This is a genomic window from Rubrobacter tropicus (assembly GCF_011492945.1).
In the GTDB taxonomy this organism is placed as follows: domain Bacteria; phylum Actinomycetota; class Rubrobacteria; order Rubrobacterales; family Rubrobacteraceae; genus Rubrobacter_D; species Rubrobacter_D tropicus.
Genome location: NZ_CP045119.1, coordinates 2,267,174 through 2,284,915 on the forward strand (window position 1 = coordinate 2,267,174; position 17,742 = coordinate 2,284,915).

Below are 17,742 nucleotides of genomic sequence, written 5' to 3' on the forward strand. Positions count from 1 at the left end.
CGGTCTCTTCGTTCAGCAGTGCTACGGCCACCGGGGGCGGGATAGTGAGGGTCCCGGCCCGAAGGTCCGTGCCAGGATCGCCGACACGGACGCTCCTGGCGAATCCGTCGAGATCCCTACTCGTCCCAGGCCTCGACGTTGGTCTGCTTGACTACCTTGCCGCCGCGCACCTCGAGCGTCGCGGCGCACAGGACTTTCGTCCCGTCCGGGTACTCGCACGCCTCGTTGAAGGCCACCCGGTCCTCCCCGACGACCTCGTTCTCTACGCGGTGGGTCATCGCCCGGCCGCAGACGTCGCGCAGGTGCTCGGAGATCTCCGCCTTGCCCCGCAGCACTTTGGGCGAGCTCGGGGTGGAGTAGCGGTTGACGGTGCGCATCTCGGCGTCGTCGGCGTAGAGGGCAACTAGCGCTTCGGCATCTAGCCCCTCGATGGCCCGGCGCATCTCCTCGAAGTCTAGGCCCGCTCTTTGTTGGGTCATGGCTTCCCTTTCCATTCCGTACTTCGCCACCGCGCAGACGAGAACGAGCACCCACCGGCAGCCCGGCGAACGTCACGGAGACCCGCCGGTCTTTGAAACCTGGAATACGAGAGACCATCCCTTTGGGCGCTGGCTTGACGGGCATCCCGGCGTGGTCCCGGCCCGGCGTACCCGGCGAGGCTCGAACTCGCGACCTTCACCCCCATGGGTCTTAGGGGATGGCGCTCTTCCTGCTGAGCTACGGGCACGAAACACGGCGCCAACGATAGCGCCGCCCCCCGAACGGACGCATCGCCCGATGGTGTCGAAATGGTGCTACGGGGTCTCGCGCTCCAGAGTCGCGCCGGGTCCGGCAGAAGGGAGCCCCCGGAGCAGCGCGCAACCGGGCACCCACCGGTATGACCGCGCGTTCCTGGCAGGCGGACCTGTTCGCCCACCGGTCGGCGCGGGTTGCTCTCTTGAGGCCACCGCCCCGGCAACTTCCGGATTTAACAGGGATGACACATAAATACCCCAAACGAGCGATGCGTCCGGCCATGCCCGACGATATCTTAGAGGAGTCAAGCCGTGGGGTAAAGACGTGAGGAAGAGCCGACAGTGGGGCCGAACGACCGTGAAAACCCGGGTTTCCATGGCTCGGGCATCGGCTTGCTGCTACGTAGTGTGAGAGAGGCAGCCGTAGTCGTCGAGGTCGCAACGGGCAGAATCGTGCTCTGGAGTCAGGCCGCCTCGGAACTCTTCGGCTACCCACCCGCGGAGGCGCTCGGTTCGAACGTCGAGGTACTCGTTCCCGCCCGTCTCAGGGAACGTTACCAGAGCAGGTTGGCACGCTACCGGGAGACGGGCCGGGACCCGCACGTGGATTCCGGCACGGCCCTGAAACTGCCCGTCGTGACGAAGGATAGCGGGGAGATCCGCGTGGAGTTGACGCTCTCCCGGCTGGAGAGGGTCTCTGATGCCGAGCCGCACGGGCACCTCGTGCTGGCCGTCGTCCGGGACGCGGCCGGGCGGGAGCGTCCCGGGGATGCGACGCGCGAGGCCGGGCTCTTCGCCCGCTCCGCCCTCGACGGGCTCTCCGCGCACGTGGCCGTCCTTGACGAGACGGGCGTCATCGTCGCCACCAACAGGGCCTGGCGGGAGTTCGCCGCGGCCAACGCGACCGTGGACCTCGAGAACCTGATGGAAGGCGCCAACTACCTGGAGGTTTGCGACTCGGCTTCCGGGCCGAGCGCGGACGAAGCCCCCCGGGTCGCGGAGGCCATACGCGCGATCATCTCCGGGGATCTGGATTCCTTCGAGTTGGAGTACCCTTGCCACTCGCCCGACGAGCGCCGCTGGTTCGTAGAGCGCGTGACCCGCTTCCCCGACGGCGAGCCTCCGCGCGTGATCGTCGCGCACGAGAACGTCACCGAGCGCAAGCTGGCGCAGGAGGAGACGGAGACGCGCACCCGCCAGCAGGCCGTCGTCGCGGAGCTCGGCCTGCGGGCGCTGGCGAGCGCCAACCTCCAACCGCTAATGGACGAAGCCGTCTTGGCGGTCCGCCGAACCCTTGGGGTCGATTTCTGCAAGATCGTGGAGCTTTTGCCCGGCGGAGAAGAACTGCTGCTGCGGGCCGGGGTGGGATGGGAAGAAGGGGCCGTCGGAAACGCGACGGAGGGGTCGGACTTCGACCCTCACGCCGGCTTCACCCTGCGTTCGGAAGAGCCGGTGGTCGTCGAAGACCTGCGCACCGAGACCCGCTTCGAGTCGTCCCGGTTTATGCTGGAGCAAGGGGCGGTAAGCGGCATGACAGTTCCGATCCCCGGCAGGGATGGCCCCTTTGGGGTCCTGGGGGCGCACACGAAGAGCCCCCGGGCCTTCTCGGGGAACGACGTGAACTTCCTGCAGGCCGTGGCAAACGTGCTCGCCACGGCGGTAGAGCGTCACGCGTCGGAGAAGAAACTGCGCGAGGTAAGGGAAGCCGAGCGCGACCGGTTGGCCAGGGACCTGCACGACGAGGCGCTCCAGGATCTCACCCGCGCCCTGGTGGAGACCCGCCTCATGCAGGGGACCACGGACGACCCCGAAACGAACTACCGGCTCGAACGGCTGGCCGAGGCGCTCAAGCGGGCGGGACAGGGAACGCGCAACGCGATCTACAACCTGCGCCTGGAGCACGAATCCCGGGGCCGGACGCTCGTCGAGATGCTCGAGTGGGTCGTCGCGAGAAACCGTCGGAACGCACCCGGCAGCGAGATAGAGCTCTCGATCGAGGAGGACCTGGGACGGCCGCTCCCGGAGGCCGAACAGGTCGAGCTCTTGCGCATCCTCCAGGAGGCGCTGCTAAACGCGTTGCGGCACTCGGGTGCCGGCCGCATCCGTGTCTCGGCCGGAGTCCGCGGTGGCAGGCTCTGGGTCCAGGTAGAAGACGACGGACGGGGCTTCGACCTGGCCCGGACGGGCGCCGGGATGGGCATAAGGGGCATGCGGGAGAGGGCCCACGCGGTGGGCGGAGAGTTGGAGATCTTCAGCGGCCCCGGCAGGGGGACGACCGTGCGCATCACCCTGGACCTCGGGGATGACGGGGGAGGATCGGGGGAATCGGAAGAGGTGCGTATCCTGCTCGTCGAGGACCACGCCTCCGTCCGGCAGGCCACGGCCTCCGTGCTCGACCAGGAGCCGGGGTTCAGGGTAGTGGGCCAGGCGGGCTCCCTCTCGGAGGCGCGGGGCAAGCTCGAAGGGATCAACGTGGCGATCATCGACCTCGGACTGCCGGACGGTTACGGGGGAGACCTGATCCGGGACCTCATGGAGGCCAGCCCGGGGGCGCAGGCGCTCGTCCTGAGCGCCATGCTCGACCACGCCGAGATCGCGCGGGCCGTCGAGTCCGGGGCCGCCGGGGTCCTGGACAAGCTCTCCGAGATGGACGCGGTCGTGGACGCGATCAGGCGTCTTCGGGCGGGAGAGACCCTGATGCCCCTGGAGGAGGTCGTGGAGCTGCTGCGCTTCGCCGGCTCCCAGAGGGAGGAGGAGTACGAGGTCCGCCAGACGATCGCGCAGCTGACCTCCAGGGAGATAGAGGTGCTGCAGGCGCTCGCCGATGGCCTCGACAGCAACCAGGTCGCCGAGCGACTGAACATCAGCATCAAGACGGAGACCAACCACATGACGAGCATCCTGAACAAGCTCGGTATGCACTCGCGCCTGCAGGCCCTGGTCTTCGCCATCCGCCACGGCGTGGTACAGGTCCGCTGAACGCCCCACCGCCCGACGCGGCGCCCGTATAGGAGAAATCTCCCCCCCGAAAGTCGGCGGTTCCCCCCAAAGAAAGATAAGGCACTTAGACGAGGTCCGGTGTCGGGGGGGCCTGCTAGGCTCAGCACCTAGGTAGTCAAATGGGTGTTACACGGCGGGTAGGGAGAGCGGCACCGGCCGAGTAAGACCGGGGAAGCATGGTAGGGCGAAGGGAGAGATGCGGGTCGTAGGGGCCAGTTGGATCGAATGGCTGCGAAAGGCATAGGACTGCGAAAGGCAGAGGCCGAGGCGCGCGGGGCAGGCGAAGGCAACCGGATGGGAAGGAGCGGTGAAAGGCGATGAACGCGATGAGCACTAGTTTGGTGCGGCGGTCCCCCGAATACGAGGAGGCGCGGGCCTGGATCTGGCTCAAGTGCGACTACCCGGTCGTGGCGAGGGGGTTGGCAAGCGTCCTGGGGGGCGTGTCCGAGGTGCGCGGCGACTTTATCGAGGAGCTGGACCTCCCGTCGTGCGTGGTGATCTGCTCCAACGGCGAGGGGGTCGCCCAGGAGGTCGTCAAAGCGCTCCAGGCGGCGCCGACGGCTCCGGTGCTGGTCGTGGGCCTGCTCAACGACGTCAGGTGCGCCAGGGCCGCGCTCAGGGCCGGGGCGACCGGATTCATTCACGTCGGAATGGAGGCCTCGCAGGTCCGGCGGGCGCTTTGCGTGGTCCGCAAGGGCGAGACCGTGGTCCCGAGGAACCTCGTCGCCGAGCTGGTAAAGGACGAAGAGGTGATAGACCCCTTCATCCTCACCTCCCGCCAGAGGGAGATCCTGAACCTCGTGGCAGAAGGGTTGACCAACGCCCAGATCGCCAAGCAGTTGTTCCTCTCCGAGTACACCATCAAGCAGCACCTGCGCGCCGCCTACAAGCTCCTCGAGGTGCGCAACCGCGTGGAGGCGACGAGGGTCTTCAAGCGCTCCCAAGAACTGCATTGATCGGGGCCGCTACGCCCAACGCCGGGTGCCTGGCGCGCCCCCGGTACTTGGGTGCGCTTATGGTGCGTCTGGTCGATTCGTTGGCCGAAAGACGCCGCTCCTACGCTACACCCACCCTCGCGCGCCGCGGGGCGCGGCCGCCGGATAGGCCAGGAGGCAGCGCATAAAGGCGACGAAGCTACTGGAGTCTTTCTCCTCCCGGTTCGTGTCGGGAGCCCCCAGACCGGGAATCGGCGCCACCCTCCGCAAGAAGATGCGCGAAAACCGCCGCGAGCCGGCGCCCGAGAACTTCCGGGACCTCGTCCAGAACGCGCCGGAGGTGGTGATGCTCACGGACGCCGATGCCTCGGTGCTCTACGTCAACGGCGCGGTCACCGGGGTGCTCGGGTACGAGCCGGAGGATATGGTCGGCGACGACCTCGCGGGCTATGTGCACCCTTCGGAGAAGGCCAGGCTGTTTGCGCCCGCGGCGGAGAAGCCCCGGGTTCGCCTCCCCGCCGGGGGCGCCCTGGAGTTTCGGATGCGCCACGCCGACGGCTCCTGGCGCCGGGTCGAGGCCGTGGCCGCGTGCCCGTCCGACGACGGGGGCCACGAGAAGGCCCTCTACATACGTGACGCCTCGGGCCGGGACGACAGGGCGGAACTGGAGCGCCGGGCCTCAGAGGACCCGCTGACCGGCCTGGCGAACCGGGGCCTGTTCATGGTGCGGCTGGAGCACGCCATGGCCCGCAACGCCCGCCAGCAGACGCCGGTCGCGGTCCTCTTTCTGGACGTGGACGACCTCAAGGCGGTAAACGATACGTTGGGCCACAAGGCCGGCGACCGTCTGCTCGTCGCGATAGGCCGCCGCCTGCGGGCCTGCACCAGGCCGGGGGACACCGCCGCGCGGCTCGGCGGCGACGAATTCACCGTGCTTGTTGAGGACGCGTCCGGCAGGGCCAACCCGGTCCGTCTGGCGGAGCGTCTCCTGGGCACCCTGACGGAGCCCATCGCCCTGGGAGATCACACGGTATTCGTGTCCGTCAGCATAGGCGTCGCCATGAGCAGCCCCGGCCTGCACGAAGCCGAGAGCCTGCTGCACGCCGCCGATACGGCCATGTATCGCGCGAAGCGGGCAGGCAAGGGACGGTACGAGGTCTTCGACGACGAAACATCCGGGCCGCTAGTCTCGCCTCTGGGGCTGGAGACGGAGCTCCGGCGGGCCCTGGATCGCTCGGAGTTCGAACTTCATTACCGGCCCGTGGTCTCCCTCGAGACGGGCGAGGTCGTGGCCATGGAAGCCGCGGCGCGGTGGAACCATTCCGAGTTGGGCTTGCTCCCGCCCGACGTCTTCGTCCCCGTTGCGGAAAAAAACGACCTCGTGGTCCCGATCGGGCGGTGGCTCCTCGAAACGGCCTGCGCGCAGGCGAAAGAGTGGCGCGCCGCCGGTTTGGGGTCCCGGACGTCCGTCGGCGTCAACCTGTCGGCCGCGCAGCTCGCGCAGCCCGACCTTACCGAGGTGGTGGCCGACACCCTGCGCAAGACCGGATACGCGGCCTCGGGTCTCGTGCTACAGATCAGCGAGAGCACTATCGAGGACACGCGCCGCGTGGAAGAGACGCTCGGGGCGCTCGAAGCCCTGGGCGTCAGGCTGGCGATAGACGGCTTCGGCACGGGCTTCTCCTCGCTCTCGAACCTCGCCAACCTGCCCGTCCACGCCCTCAAGGTCGACCGCTCGTTCGTGGGCCTGCTGGACGGCCGCCGGGACAAGACGCTGCCGATAGTCTCGGCGACCCTCGGCATCGCCCGGGCTCTTGGCATAGCGACGGTGGCCGACGGCGTCGAGACGCGCGAGCAGGCTTCTATGCTGCGCGAGATCGGCTGCGACGCCGGCCAGGGTTCTTACTTCTCCGCGCCGCTGCCGTTTGGCGCGGCCTGCGAATTTCTGGGCGCGCGGGGACGCGGCGGGGACCCCAGAACAGGCAGACGGTACGCCGACCCTGTCCCCACCGCAGCGCCGCAGAGAAGATTCGCGGAGGGATGGACCGACGGCGAGGGACGCGAACACCCAGGGGAGAAACACCGCGACCCAGGACGTCCTCGCTAGGAGACAGGGTCAGATGAGAAACGTGCGCGTCCTGATCGCCAACGAACCGCGGACCTACCGGGAAGCGTTCGCGGAGGCCCTGCGGTTTATCCGTCCCGGCGCCGAGATAGTCGAGGCCGAGGCCGAGGACCTGGATCGCGAGGTGGAAAGGTTCAGGCCCGACGTTGTGCTGTGCAGCACCGTCTCCCCCACCGTGCAGAACATGGTGGAGAATTGGGTACTGCTCTACCCCGAAAACGAGCCCCTGGTGATGGTCAGCACGGCGGGCGAGTTGTCCACGGTGAGCGACGTGGACCTCGATGACATAATCGCGCTGGTGGACAGGACGGCCGGCCTGATCAACAACAACCACGCCCCATCACTGTAGGTCGGCGCCCTCCCCGGGCTGGCAGAAGGCGGCTCCTCGCGCCGCCCACAGTCCTCGCGGACCAGTCCTCAACCGTTTCGGGCCGTTCGGGCCCCGACCCGTTCGTCCCCGTGGCGCTCATGCGTCACGATCTCCACCCACTCCGCCCGGGAGACGGGGTCTTTCACGAAAAAGGAATCGGGGTCTATTGGGAACACGAGGTTCACTTCGCCCCGCGAGCAATGTTCTTCGGCCAACTCGAGCGCCCGGCAAACGCTGCCTGCCCGAACCTCCACCACGAACCGGCTTACGCTATCGCTTGCTTCCACCAGGACTCTTATCATCCTTCCGCCACCTACGGTCGGCGCGACCTCTAGCGAATACGACGTTAACCCGGTGTTAAATGTGGCACGGCCGACCGCGAAAAAGTAGAGGCCGGCACGCAAAGCACCCAACGAGCGTACCACCGTGCGGGGTCGTGCTAGCCCGCGGAACGCACGAACAGATCAGGACCCGCATGGGGGCCGCCTCAAAGCGGATTGCGTGAGGGTGAACCTCACCGCAATCGCTGTCAGCGTTTCAGCTTGTCGGCGTTTCAGCTCTCCGTTCTGTGGACGACAGCTGATGACGTGGGTTGCGGTGGTATCGAACCACCGCAACCCGCCTTTAGTAACAAGACTCCGCCCAATGAGACGGTAACGCCGTTGCTTCTCCGCCGGCCGGCGCGGCCGAGGGGGGCGGGCATTGCGGCTTGGGTCCTCGGTGGCAAGACCACCCCGCTTTGCCGGGGATGACGAGCGCATGCCGGGAACGGTTGCGAGGGGCGCGGCCTTTGCGCTATCTGTTCTAGGCCCTGTCCCTGAACGAGATCACGACCGCGAGGCCGATCAGCGCCAGGGCTGCGGCTGCGGGTAGGAGGAGGACGGTGAAGCGCGTTCCGCCGGTATCGGGCATGACTTCCACGGGGGCCTGCTCGTCCGCGGCGATCCCGGCCCCGGGCGTTCGGCCGGCTGACCAGACGAGGTCGGCGCAGGCGATGCCGGGCGGGATGCCCTCGCCCTTCTTCGCCTCCTCGTGCACGAGCACGTAGCGTTCCTTGTCGGTGGCGAACAGCTGGTCCACCGTTATGTCCCCGAGGCTCGTGGCGGCCTCCCCGTCCCCGTTCTCCTTCGCCACGAGGGTCTTGAGCGGGATCGTCGCCGGGGCGCCCCGGCCGGCCCGTTCGTCCGCGCACATCGCCCCGCCGTGGACGTGGTTGATGTGTTTTACCCCGGCCTCGGGCAGGCCTCGCACGCTCAGCCCGACCTCCACGCCGCCCTGCGAATCCTGGAAGATCGCGGTTCCGCTGACGCCGGAATCGTGGATCGGGACGAGCTCGACGCTCCTGGTCTGGGCCTGACCGGCCGCGGCGTTGGCCGACAGCAAAACGGCCCCCACGGCGAAGACCAGAACCGTCCCGACGGTAACCCGCATCTTGCGGTCCATAAAGCTTCCTCCTTACGCGGTTGCTTTCCGTGCGTCCCGGGCTTTCGGGACGGTCTATCCGACGGTGGGCATCCGGACGCCCTCGATAGTCTCGAACTCGCGGCCCAGGACCTCGTTGGAGCGGCGCAGGTGCTCCCCGGCCCTGTCGACGTGGAGCGCGTAGGCGTCGAAGTCGGCCTGGGTCGCGGAGATGGGGTCGGCGGCCAGCCGGTAGGCGAGCTCGGCGGCGTAGTGCAGATCTCCGAGGGCGAAGTCGAAAGACTCGTACTGGCCCTCGTACTTTTCGGGCGGCGAGAGCTCGTCCGCTTGCCTCCGGTAGTCTTTCAGGGCGAGGTAATTTGCCTCCAACTCATCGACGTCTTCGGCGGTCAGGTTGTCGTAACGGAGCAGCCTGGCGTTGCTGTCGAGAAAGGCGTCCACTGAACCTGCCTGTATCTCGCCGATCCGGTCCAGGTATTCCGCTTGATCTCTTCCGGCGCCGCCGTCGCGGTTTGGGATCTGGTGCGACACCTGGTTCGACACCTTCACGGCCCTCGCCTCGGGGATCGCCCGGTCCTCCTGGTAGAACCCGTACAGCAGGTACGCGTCGAGGCAGAGAACCAGGACGGCAAGAAGCGTCGTTACCCGTACGAAGGTTTTCACGACGCGCCCCCGTTACCCAAGACAGTTGCGAAGCCAGACGACCAAACCGTCCTCCTTCGACGGGCGGTGGCGACCACGATGGCGACCTATCCCGTCGTGGGATCGATGGTACACACCGCGGGGTGGGCCGGGAACCGGTCCGGGCTCCCGGACCGAGGAAACTCACCTAAAGCAGCAGAAAGTGCCGCAAGGAGGTGGCACCATCGGGTAGTCAACAACGGCACTTTGCGCCGTTGCCCGCCCGCCGGGCGCCGTCCTACACTGGAAGCCAGCGCAACGTGAGACGCGATGGAGGCTGTAGAAGCATGACCCTGATACCCCGCACGGGTGTGAACGGAAAAGGGATCGCCAACCCAACGGGCGCCGGGACGGGTTCGGCCGGGTCGGATCGCCACGAGGACGTCCTCTCTTTCAAGGAGTTGCTCCAGGTGGTGCGCAGGCGGCTGTGGCTGGTCGTGCTGCTGGCGCTCTTGATGTCGGGGGCGGCGATGGCCTACTCGCTGCTGCTGCAGACGCCCAAGTACGAGGCCACCATAAAGATCCTGGTCGGCCAGGCCTCGGGCAACCCGGAGACGAGGTCGAGCCTCGGGGACGAGGTCCAGGGCCTGCTGCAACTGACGGGGACCATGGCGGAGGCGGTGGACACCCGCTCGGTCGCGGACAGGGTAATAACGGAGCTAAACCTGGCGACGACGCCCCAGGAGTTCTCGCTCAACCTGAGCGCCCAGCAGATCCCCGAGACGCAGTTCATCGAGGTCACCTACGCCGACCCGAACCCGGCTCAGGCGCAACAGATCGCCAACACGACCGGCGACGAGTTCTCTCAGAAGGTCTCCGAGGTGAGCCCCAGCGCCAACGCCGTGACGGCGACGGTGTGGGAGCGGGCACAGCTCCCGGAGACCCCGTCTAGCCCCCAGCCGCTGCTCTACGGGCTGCTTGCGCTCTCTTTCGGGGCGATGCTCGGGGTGAGCCTGGCCTTCTTGCTTGAGTACCTCGACGACAGCTGGCGCTCCGCGGAAGAGGTGGAGAAGGTCTCCGGGCTGTTCGTGCTGGGCGCCATCCCGCAGTTCGGGGCGCCTAGTGGCAAGCCTAGAGGCAAGTACGAGGATCGGGGTTAGAATGGCTCGTCCCAAGGTCAAACGTCCGGCGCGGAAGGGCAACGCCGAAGGGGGTCCCTCGGCATCCCTGGTAACGGTGACCGACCCAACGGGGGCCGCGTCGGAGGCCTACAGGGGGCTGAGGACGAACCTCCTGTACGCACAGGTCGACGCCCCGCCGAAGGTGATCCTGCTGACCAGCCCGGGCAGCAGGGAGGGCAAGAGCACCATCTGCGCCAACCTCGGGGTGGCGCTGGCCCAGGCGGATCGCGCAACGCTCGTTATCGACTGCGACCTTCGCGGGCCCACGCTGCACGGGATCTTTGGCCTGCGCGACTCGCCGAACCTCCTGGACGTCCTGGCGCGGGAGGACGGGCTCGGGGAGGCCTGGCAGGAGGCCGCGCCGAGGTTGAAGGTGGTGGCCGGCGGGCCCACCCCGCCAAACCCGGCGGAGCTTCTGGGTTCGAGGCGCTTCTCCGAGCTGCTTGGCCGGGCGAGCCGCGAGTTCGACTACGTCCTGCTCGACGCCCCCCCGCTGGAGCTCGTCTCCGACGCCGCCATCCTCGCCACCCAGGCGGACGGGGTCTTGCTGGCGATGGACGCGCAGAAGACCCGCAAGATCGCCCTGCGCCGGGCGGTGCGCGGCCTGCAGCTCGTCGGGGCCAACGTGCTAGGCGTGGTTGTAAACAACGTCGAGGACTCGGGCGAAGGCTACCCCCTGGCCGGCTACGCGAGCGGTTAGAGCGGTTTGCAAAGAGTACGAACCTCTTTGCAAAGCTATCAGCTCTCAGCTCTCAGCTTTCAGCAAGAACAGAAAAGCCGATGGCTGAGAGCGCAGGCCGCCAGGCCGGAGCGGGCTGATTGCCGACGGCGCGGTTTTTAGAAGCAATGAGCTTCTAAAAACCGCTCTAGACCCGTCTCAATGGCACCCGTCCTCGCCGGAGTCGGAGAACGCCTCGCCCGAGACCGGGACGAACTCCCAGGCGTAGCGCCCCGGTTCGAGGGTCAACTTCAGGACGCCGTAGGCGCCGTCGCCGTAGGCCTCGCTGTTTTCCACGGGGTCTTCGATCTCGTAGCGGTCGCCGCCGCCGGTGCCAACCACGAACTGGCGGATGCCGCGCGCGGGGTCCCGCTTCCCGTTGGGGTCCTGCGGCGCGAAGCGCTGGTAGTTGTGGTCGTGGGCCGAGAGAACCACGTCGGCGCCGTGGTCGTGGAGGACCTCCCAGATCGGCTCCGTCCTCCTCTCGTACTCGCCGTGCTTGCCGGAGTTGAAGAGCGGGTGGTGGAAGTACGCCAGGGTGCATTCTCCGTCCCCGTTGGCGACGAGGTCCGACTCGAGCCAGCGGATCTGGGGCGAGCCGCCGTCGCACCCGCCGACTTCGTCGCACATGCTGTTGAGCGCGACGACGTGCCACCCGCCGAGGTCGTAGCTGTAGTAACCCTTGCCCGGCTCCCCGGCGGCGGAGCCGAAGTAGTCGAAGTACGGCGCGGCCTCGGGGTGCTCCTCGTACTCGTGGTTTCCGGGGACGGGCTTGGTGCGGGCCTTGTAACGCCCCCAGGTCGGGTCGTAGCAGTCCGCGAAATCCTCCGCGGAGCCGTCCGGGTAGGCGTGGTCGCCGAGGGTGAGGACGGTCCCGCCGAAGTCGTCGAGCAGGTTCGCCGTTGCCTCGTCCCCTCCCTCCTCGCAGCGGGCTATGTCGCCGGCCGCGAGGACGACGGCGCCACGCTCGCGGGTGTAGAGAAAGAGGGCGAGGCCGGCGACCACGAGCACCAGGACCAGTCCGCCCCCGATGAGTACCCAGCGCCTCATCACCGGCGTCCTCCCGCGGAGGCCGCGCTCCGCACCTCTCTACCGCCCGGGGTCGTCTTCACGCCCAGATCCCCTGCCTTCGCCGACTGTTGCCCGCGCCTGCTTACGGTCGTTAGCCCCCCAATATAATAATCCCCGGTGCCCCGGCCAGGGTTCGCGGGACCCGGCGGTCAAGCTTTGCACTTTGGTGGCAGGGCGGGGACGACACCAGATTACACTTTGGACCGTCTTAGGGTCCCTTCCGGGCCGCTCCGCCCCCGAACCCTTGCCGCCGGGTACCCCTCGGCTATTTGTGGACCGCCAGGGGAATCGAGTCTCCTGGGGAAGATCCGAGAAGGAGGCGAATCATGTCCGGGGTTTCGGCCAGGGTCCACGAACGGCGGTCGGTCTCCCCCGCCCGTGGGCGTGCACCGGCATGAGGGTCCTGCTCTCGATCTCGCCGCTGTTCGCGAGAAAGGTCGCCCTTCTCCTGACCCTCGTGGTGCTGGGGTTCGTGTTCCTGAGCGTCGGCGGGCTGCTCGCCGTTCGCGCCCTGGAAGGATCTCCGTTGCAGGGCGCCGCGACGGAGTTTTACAACGCGTTCAACGCCAACAGGGAGAAGAGCTTTCCCAACCTGTACTCGGCCTACGCGCTGCTGCTCTGCTCGTTCCTTCTCGGCCTTATCTCGCTGGCCAGGAGGACGGACGGGGCCCGTTACGTGGCCCACTGGGCTCTGCTTGGCGTCGTCTTTCTATACCTGTCGGTCGACGAGGCGCTCGTCATACACGAGAAGCTGATCTCGCCGCTCCAATCCGCCCTGGGCACCGACGGGTTCCTCCGAAACGCCTGGGTTATACCCGGTGCCGTGGCGGTCCTGGTCCTCGGGCTGGCCTACCTGAGGTTCGTCCTCGACCTGCCGGCCGGGATCAGGAGCCTGTTCGTGATAGCCGGCGCCGTCTACGTCGGTGGCGCCCTCGGCATGGAGATGGTAGACGGGTACTATCAGAGCGTCTTCGGAGACACGCTGGGCCAGGAGCTGCTGACGAACACGGAGGAGGCCCTGGAGATGCTCGGCGTGGTCGTCTTCGTCTACGCGCTGCTCATGTACCTCAGCCTCCGCGCGGAGAAGATAGAGGTGATGCCCGACCCGCCCGCCGGGGGCCCCCGTGGTGGCAGCGGGACCGGGTAAGGCCGGCCCGGCGCCGGGCCGCGGATCATGAGCCCGCGCCGGCTGGTACCCGGGGCCCTGCTCCTGGCGAGCCTCCTTGGCGCGTTCGGTTTCCTGAGCTTCTACGAGGCCCTGCACGCCAAGGAGCTCGGGGAGTTCTGCGCCCTGGTCCTGTTTTCGTGGCTCGCGCTCGCCACCCGGGCCGATTCGAGGTGGGCCGTGTACGTGCTCCTCCCCGCCCTGCTGGTGGCGCTCTTCTCGTTGCTCTACGCCTTCGTCTTCACCCTCAGGACGGGCGCCGACCTGTTTCCGAGCCTGTGGGCCCAGAGGTACTACGCCTACGTCCTGCTCGGGCCGGTCGTCTACATGCTCTACAGGCGGGGGTGGGGTCTGGCCGATTTTCGGCGGGTCTTCGTCACGACGATGGTCCTGATCGTGGCCGGCCGCATCGTCGGCGACCTGACGGTGTCGTCCACCCCCCTGCTGCTCTCGGGACGCCTCTTCGTGCTGCAGCTTGGCCCCTACTACGACGACCAGACCTACCTGTTCCGGCGCATGGACTTCAGCGCCCTGTTCGTGGCCCTGTACTTCGGACGGCGGCTCTTCTCGTCCCCAAACCCGGCCGCGTTCGCGTTCCGGTCGTCGGTGGCGGCCCTGTCTACCGCCGTGCTGCTCGTCAGCCTGCCGCGCACGCTGGCGACGGGGACCGTCGTGGCGCTGGTCCTCTACGGCCTGTTCCTCTCGCGGCCCGAGCGGGCCAGGGTATCGGCCCTCGTGCTGCCGCTGTGCCTCTCCACCCTCGTCCTGGCCGCCCCCCTGCTCGGCGGCTTCCTGCTCTCGCTCTTCCGGCACGACCTGTCCTTTTTGACCAGGTCGCAGAGCACCGGGATCGCCCTAAAGTCGTTCGCGGAGTACCCGATCTTCGGTTTCGGGCAGGACAGCTCCCGCTCGTTGTCCTACCAGGACCTTTTCGGGGAGAGCTTCTACCCTTCCGACACGGGCCTCACGGGGGTGGCTTTCCAGTTCGGGATTATCGGGGTGCTCCTTTACCTCGCCTTTTGCGCGTGGCTCGTCCCGAACATGCTCGGGCTGATTTGGGCCGCCAGGGGCAGGGTCGGATCGGCGGAGACGACCTTCTTGTGGGTCTTGCTCGTCGCGTGCCTGACCTTCGTCATCATCTCCCCCATTCAGGCCAGGTTCATATACAGTGAAGGGCTGCCCCTGGCGGCGTTCTGCTGGGGTCTGCTCATGGCCCACAGGCACGTCCCGGAGCCGACGCCCCGCGCGCCGGTGATGGCCCGGCGCCCCACGGACCGCCCACGGACCCCAACGGAGGTTTCCCCATGACGCTCTCCGGCCCGTCGAAGCTGCTCGTCACCGTCGCCGTCCTCTACCTGGTGAACGTCGGGGGTGGGGCCTGTTTCGCCGGGGAGGTGAAGAGGTCCGCAACGCCCAAGACCTCCGCGCTGCCGGCCATCAACGTCGCCTCGCCGGGCGCGGCGAGGGCGCCCGTCACCGGAATGAACACCAACTTCTTCGAGCCGCAGGGGGTCTTCGACAACGCCGGCGTCTGGAACGCCGCGGAGGCCGCGGACGTGCCGATGATGCGTTTTCCCGGTGGGACGCGCAGCAATTTCTACGACTGGGAGACCGGGCGCATCCGGGACACGGGGGGGCTGGAGCCGGGACTCGAGGGCGGCGACGTCGTTCCGATGGACGACTTCATGACCCGCGCCAAAAGGTCCGGCATCCAGGTTTCCTACGTCGTCAACGTAACCGACCCGCCGGCGAAGATCGAGGCCCTCGCCCGCCGCTGGCAGCAGACCAACGCGCCCGTCCGCTGGGTCGAGCTCGGGAACGAACACTACCTGCCGGATTACATAGACAGGATCGGCGGCCCCGCAGGATACCTCGAGAAGGCCCGGCGGGCGCTGGCGGCGCTTCGGGCCGGCGGCTACGGGGGTCCCGCCGGCCTCGTCGTCGCCCCGGAGATAGACGTCGGCCAGAACGACACGCCGGACCAGGAATCCCGCGCCTGGAACAGGGCGCTGGCGGCGGCGGAGAACTCCGCCTTCGACGCCGTCGTCGTTCACGTCTATCCTTCCCTCGAGAGGGTCGGCTTCAAGAGGGCCTACGCCCACGCCCCGTCGGCTTTGACCGCGGAAGTCTCCAACCTCAGGCGGATGTTTCCGGGAAAGCAGGTCTGGCTCACCGAGTGGAACCTCGGCAAGCCCTCCGGGACCCCCCAGGTCAACACGCTGTGGAACGCGCTGTTCGACCTCAGGATGCTCAAGGCCATGCTCCGCAACGGGGTCGAGCTGGGCTGCTACCACGTCCTGACGGGCCACGGCTGGGAGCTGGTGCACCTGTCGGACGACGCGGGCCCGAACGCGGCCATAGAGCGGGAGGTGCCGTACTTCGCCTTCCAGATGGTCAACGAGGCCAGGGGCGGCGGGGCCGCTTACGCCGCGAACCCGAAGGGGCGCGTGCTCCTGCCCGAGGGCGCCGAGCACGTGGCCTTCCGCACGCAGGACCAGCTTCGCGTGGTGGCGTGGACTTCCGCCGCGAGGACCGGGGTCGTGCGGGTCGAGGCGGACGGGAGGCCGCTGGAGTTCGTCGGGGGCAGGAGGCTGCACGGCGACCTGAACGCCACGAACGAGAGCAAGATCCCGGACGAGGAGATCAAAGCCGTCCCCGCGGAGTGGCCCCGGTTGGTCGGCCCGGGGGCCGTGGTGTTGAGGTTCTCGCTCGGGTCCGGCCGAGGCGATAGCCCGGGCGAAGGCTAGATGCCGCCCGCCACCCCGGGCGACCCGGGGGAGGAGAGGTACGGCGCCTACGTGGGCCGGATAGCCCGGGGGGCCGGCATGAGCCTCTCCGGGCAGGGGGTGGGCCGAATCCTGAACTACGCCACCCAGATCTCCCTCGCCTGGATGTACGGGCCGGCCCAACTCGGCCTGTACGCGCTCGGGCTGACGCTGGTCCAGATGTCGAACATCCTCTCCCAGTTCGGGATGGACAACGGGGTGGTGCGCTTCGTCGCCTACCACCAGGCAGAGGGGGACGTCCCGCGCGTTCGGGGGACCATCTTGCTCTCCCTGGGGGCGACGTTCGCCGCGAGCGTGGCGCTCGCCGCCGCGATGTACCTCGGCGCGGGCTTCTTGAGCGCCGGGGTCTTCGGCAAGCCCTCGCTGCGGACGACCGTGGAGGTCTTCTCGCTCGCCCTGCCCTTCCTGACGCTCATGAACATGGCTCTCTACGCCACGGTCGGCTTTCAGACCGTCCGGTACATGACCTACGTGCAGCAGGTCCTGCAACCCCTGGCGAACTTCGCGCTGATAATCGTCTTGTACCTGGTGGGGATGGGGATTCTCGGCGGCGCCGTCGCCTACGTCGCCTCCACGCTGCTCGGCGCCCTGGTGGCCCTCTATTTCCTCAGGCGCGTCTTCCCCGGGCTCCTGGCCCGCGGGGAGCCCGCCAGGTACGAGGCGCTGGCCCTCTTCGACCACTCCTGGCCGCTGACGCTCTCCAACTTTACCCAGCGCATAAACAGCTGGACGGCGGTGCTCGTGCTCGGCGTCTTCGGCACCGCGAGCGCCGTGGGCATCTACAACGCCGCCGCTCGGACGGCGATGCTCTCCGCCCTGGTGCTCTTCGCCTTTAACGGGATCTTCTCCCCCATCATCTCCAGCCTCTACCGCAGGGGGCTGATGGAAGAGCTTGGTCGCCTCTACGGGACGTCTCCCGGTGGGTCTTCGCGGGGGGCTGGCGATCTTCCTGCTCACGGTCCTCCTGAGCAAGGACATTATGGCGGTCCTCGGCCCCGAGTTCGTGCCCGGCTGGGTGGTGCTCATCGTCGTGGCCGCGGCCCAACTGTTCAACTCTTCGGTCGGGCCCACGCAGCGCGTCCTGGCCATGACGCGCCACCAGAAGGTGCTCATGGCGGCCACGGCGGGCTCGGCGCTGGTCGGCGTGGCGGCGAGCTTCGCCCTGGTCCCCGGCTACGGCATCCTGGGCGCCGCGGCGGCGACGGCGACGGCGATAGTCCTCATGAACGCGATCACGCTCCTCTCCGTCCGGCGGCTCCTGGACTTCTGGCCCTACGACCGGCGGTACGCGAAGCCCGTCTCCGCCGGCGCGCTCGCCGCCGCGGCGGTCTACCTCGTCGGGCTGGCCGCCCCCGTCCCCCAAGGCGTACAGGCCCTGCTCGTCTTCGCCCCGCTCTTCCTCGTCTTCTACGCCGGCCTCCTCATCGTCCTGGGCCTCGGAAAGAGCGACAGGCAACTACTCGCCGCGCTGTGGGCCCCGGCCCGGCGCGCGATGCGGCGCGTCGCGCGCCGTTAGTCCGGGGCGCGTTTAACGGCGCCTTAACACTTTGGTGCGTGCCACCGGCCGGTCGCGCGGCGTACTTCAGATCGTTCCGGGTGCGCTTTGCGCGAAGC

15 protein-coding genes, 1 tRNA gene and 1 pseudogene are annotated in these 17,742 nt (G+C 67.9%); 11 read left to right on the forward strand and 6 right to left on the reverse strand.

The features are described from left to right. Positions 1 to 116 precede the first annotated feature (116 nt). Both GBA63_RS11335 and GBA63_RS11340 read right to left on the reverse strand, forming a co-directional pair. A complete protein-coding gene (locus GBA63_RS11335; RefSeq protein WP_166176145.1) occupies positions 117 to 479 on the reverse strand; it encodes a nuclear transport factor 2 family protein in 363 nt (120 codons plus the stop codon). 166 nt (positions 480 to 645) lie between these two features. Then, positions 646 to 727, reverse strand: a tRNA-OTHER gene (locus tag GBA63_RS11340). A 415-nt stretch (positions 728 to 1,142) separates the two neighbouring features. Between GBA63_RS11340 and GBA63_RS11345 the strand changes: the two genes are divergently transcribed. From GBA63_RS11345 to GBA63_RS11360, 4 genes are all read left to right on the forward strand, one after another. Then, the gene (locus GBA63_RS11345; RefSeq protein ID WP_166176147.1) at positions 1,143 to 3,713 is read left to right on the forward strand and encodes an ATP-binding protein; all 2,571 of its coding nucleotides are present in this window, start codon (positions 1,143 to 1,145) and stop codon (positions 3,711 to 3,713) included. A 347-nt stretch (positions 3,714 to 4,060) separates the two neighbouring features. Next, positions 4,061 to 4,690: a response regulator transcription factor gene (locus tag GBA63_RS11350; RefSeq protein WP_166176149.1), complete on the forward strand. Its 630-nt coding sequence runs from the start codon at positions 4,061 to 4,063 to the stop codon at positions 4,688 to 4,690. Between the two features lie 253 nt (positions 4,691 to 4,943). Beyond that, entirely contained in the window at positions 4,944 to 6,776 is a 1,833-nt protein-coding gene (locus GBA63_RS11355) for a putative bifunctional diguanylate cyclase/phosphodiesterase (protein WP_166176151.1), read from the forward strand. A gap of 13 nt (positions 6,777 to 6,789) precedes the next feature. Beyond that, positions 6,790 to 7,143: an ANTAR domain-containing protein gene (locus tag GBA63_RS11360; protein ID WP_166176153.1), complete on the forward strand. Its 354-nt coding sequence runs from the start codon at positions 6,790 to 6,792 to the stop codon at positions 7,141 to 7,143. A 68-nt stretch (positions 7,144 to 7,211) separates the two neighbouring features. Here the strand turns inward: GBA63_RS11360 and GBA63_RS11365 are convergent, their stop codons facing one another. The 3 genes from GBA63_RS11365 to GBA63_RS11375 form a co-directional block, all read right to left on the reverse strand. Further along, a complete protein-coding gene (locus GBA63_RS11365) occupies positions 7,212 to 7,451 on the reverse strand; it encodes a hypothetical protein (RefSeq protein ID WP_166176155.1) in 240 nt (79 codons plus the stop codon). A gap of 517 nt (positions 7,452 to 7,968) precedes the next feature. Then, positions 7,969 to 8,607, reverse strand: coding sequence for a hypothetical protein (locus tag GBA63_RS11370; RefSeq protein ID WP_166176157.1), 639 nt, complete (start codon positions 8,605 to 8,607; stop codon positions 7,969 to 7,971). A gap of 54 nt (positions 8,608 to 8,661) precedes the next feature. Next, positions 8,662 to 9,249, reverse strand: coding sequence for a hypothetical protein (locus GBA63_RS11375; protein ID WP_166176159.1), 588 nt, complete (start codon positions 9,247 to 9,249; stop codon positions 8,662 to 8,664). Between the two features lie 305 nt (positions 9,250 to 9,554). Between GBA63_RS11375 and GBA63_RS11380 the strand changes: the two genes are divergently transcribed. Both GBA63_RS11380 and GBA63_RS11385 read left to right on the forward strand, forming a co-directional pair. Then, positions 9,555 to 10,367, forward strand: coding sequence for a YveK family protein (locus tag GBA63_RS11380; protein WP_166176161.1), 813 nt, complete (start codon positions 9,555 to 9,557; stop codon positions 10,365 to 10,367). 1 nt (position 10,368) lies between these two features. After that, entirely contained in the window at positions 10,369 to 11,088 is a 720-nt protein-coding gene (locus GBA63_RS11385; RefSeq protein ID WP_166176163.1) for a CpsD/CapB family tyrosine-protein kinase, read from the forward strand. Positions 11,089 to 11,265: 177 nt separating this feature from the next. Here GBA63_RS11385 and GBA63_RS11390 read toward each other — a convergent pair whose 3' ends face one another. Then, the gene (locus GBA63_RS11390) at positions 11,266 to 12,156 is read right to left on the reverse strand and encodes a metallophosphoesterase family protein (RefSeq protein ID WP_166176165.1); all 891 of its coding nucleotides are present in this window, start codon (positions 12,154 to 12,156) and stop codon (positions 11,266 to 11,268) included. 415 nt (positions 12,157 to 12,571) lie between these two features. On the opposite strand from GBA63_RS11390, the gene GBA63_RS11395 reads away from it, so the two are divergent. The 5 genes and pseudogenes from GBA63_RS11395 to GBA63_RS11415 all read left to right on the forward strand — a co-directional run bounded on the left by GBA63_RS11395 (position 12,572) and on the right by GBA63_RS11415 (position 17,644). Continuing rightward, positions 12,572 to 13,324, forward strand: coding sequence for a hypothetical protein (locus GBA63_RS11395; protein ID WP_166176167.1), 753 nt, complete (start codon positions 12,572 to 12,574; stop codon positions 13,322 to 13,324). A 27-nt stretch (positions 13,325 to 13,351) separates the two neighbouring features. Then, positions 13,352 to 14,650 carry an O-antigen ligase family protein gene (locus tag GBA63_RS11400; RefSeq protein WP_166176169.1) on the forward strand — a complete coding sequence of 433 codons (1,299 nt, stop codon included), beginning with the start codon at positions 13,352 to 13,354 and terminating at the stop codon, positions 14,648 to 14,650. Further along, positions 14,647 to 16,089 carry a hypothetical protein gene (locus GBA63_RS11405; RefSeq protein ID WP_166176171.1) on the forward strand — a complete coding sequence of 481 codons (1,443 nt, stop codon included), beginning with the start codon at positions 14,647 to 14,649 and terminating at the stop codon, positions 16,087 to 16,089. Before GBA63_RS11400 ends, GBA63_RS11405 begins: the two co-directional genes overlap by 4 nt. Positions 16,090 to 16,167: 78 nt before the next feature. Then, positions 16,168 to 16,932, forward strand: a pseudogene (locus GBA63_RS24370) (oligosaccharide flippase family protein); the annotation flags it as partial. 115 nt (positions 16,933 to 17,047) lie between these two features. Further along, positions 17,048 to 17,644, forward strand: a complete 597-nt coding sequence (locus GBA63_RS11415; RefSeq protein WP_166176173.1) for an oligosaccharide flippase family protein — start codon at positions 17,048 to 17,050, stop codon at positions 17,642 to 17,644. Positions 17,645 to 17,742 lie beyond the last annotated feature (98 nt).

What these genes read in the sequence shown, in the direction of transcription:
- GBA63_RS11360 (WP_166176153.1), top strand. Translation starts at nt 6,790, where the DNA reads ATGAGAAACGTGCGCGTCCTGATCGCCAACGAACCGCGGACCTACCGG.
- GBA63_RS11380 (WP_166176161.1), top strand. Translation starts at nt 9,555, where the DNA reads ATGACCCTGATACCCCGCACGGGTGTGAACGGAAAAGGGATCGCCAAC.
- GBA63_RS11355 (WP_166176151.1), top strand. Translation starts at nt 4,944, where the DNA reads ATGCGCGAAAACCGCCGCGAGCCGGCGCCCGAGAACTTCCGGGACCTC.
- GBA63_RS11350 (WP_166176149.1), top strand. Translation starts at nt 4,061, where the DNA reads ATGAGCACTAGTTTGGTGCGGCGGTCCCCCGAATACGAGGAGGCGCGG.
- GBA63_RS11385 (WP_166176163.1), top strand. Translation starts at nt 10,369, where the DNA reads ATGGCTCGTCCCAAGGTCAAACGTCCGGCGCGGAAGGGCAACGCCGAA.
- GBA63_RS11405 (WP_166176171.1), top strand. Translation starts at nt 14,647, where the DNA reads ATGACGCTCTCCGGCCCGTCGAAGCTGCTCGTCACCGTCGCCGTCCTC.
- GBA63_RS11390 (WP_166176165.1), bottom strand. Translation starts at nt 12,156, where the DNA reads ATGAGGCGCTGGGTACTCATCGGGGGCGGACTGGTCCTGGTGCTCGTG.
- GBA63_RS11395 (WP_166176167.1), top strand. Translation starts at nt 12,572, where the DNA reads ATGAGGGTCCTGCTCTCGATCTCGCCGCTGTTCGCGAGAAAGGTCGCC.
- GBA63_RS11400 (WP_166176169.1), top strand. Translation starts at nt 13,352, where the DNA reads ATGAGCCCGCGCCGGCTGGTACCCGGGGCCCTGCTCCTGGCGAGCCTC.
- GBA63_RS11370 (WP_166176157.1), bottom strand. Translation starts at nt 8,607, where the DNA reads ATGGACCGCAAGATGCGGGTTACCGTCGGGACGGTTCTGGTCTTCGCC.
- GBA63_RS11335 (WP_166176145.1), bottom strand. Translation starts at nt 479, where the DNA reads ATGACCCAACAAAGAGCGGGCCTAGACTTCGAGGAGATGCGCCGGGCC.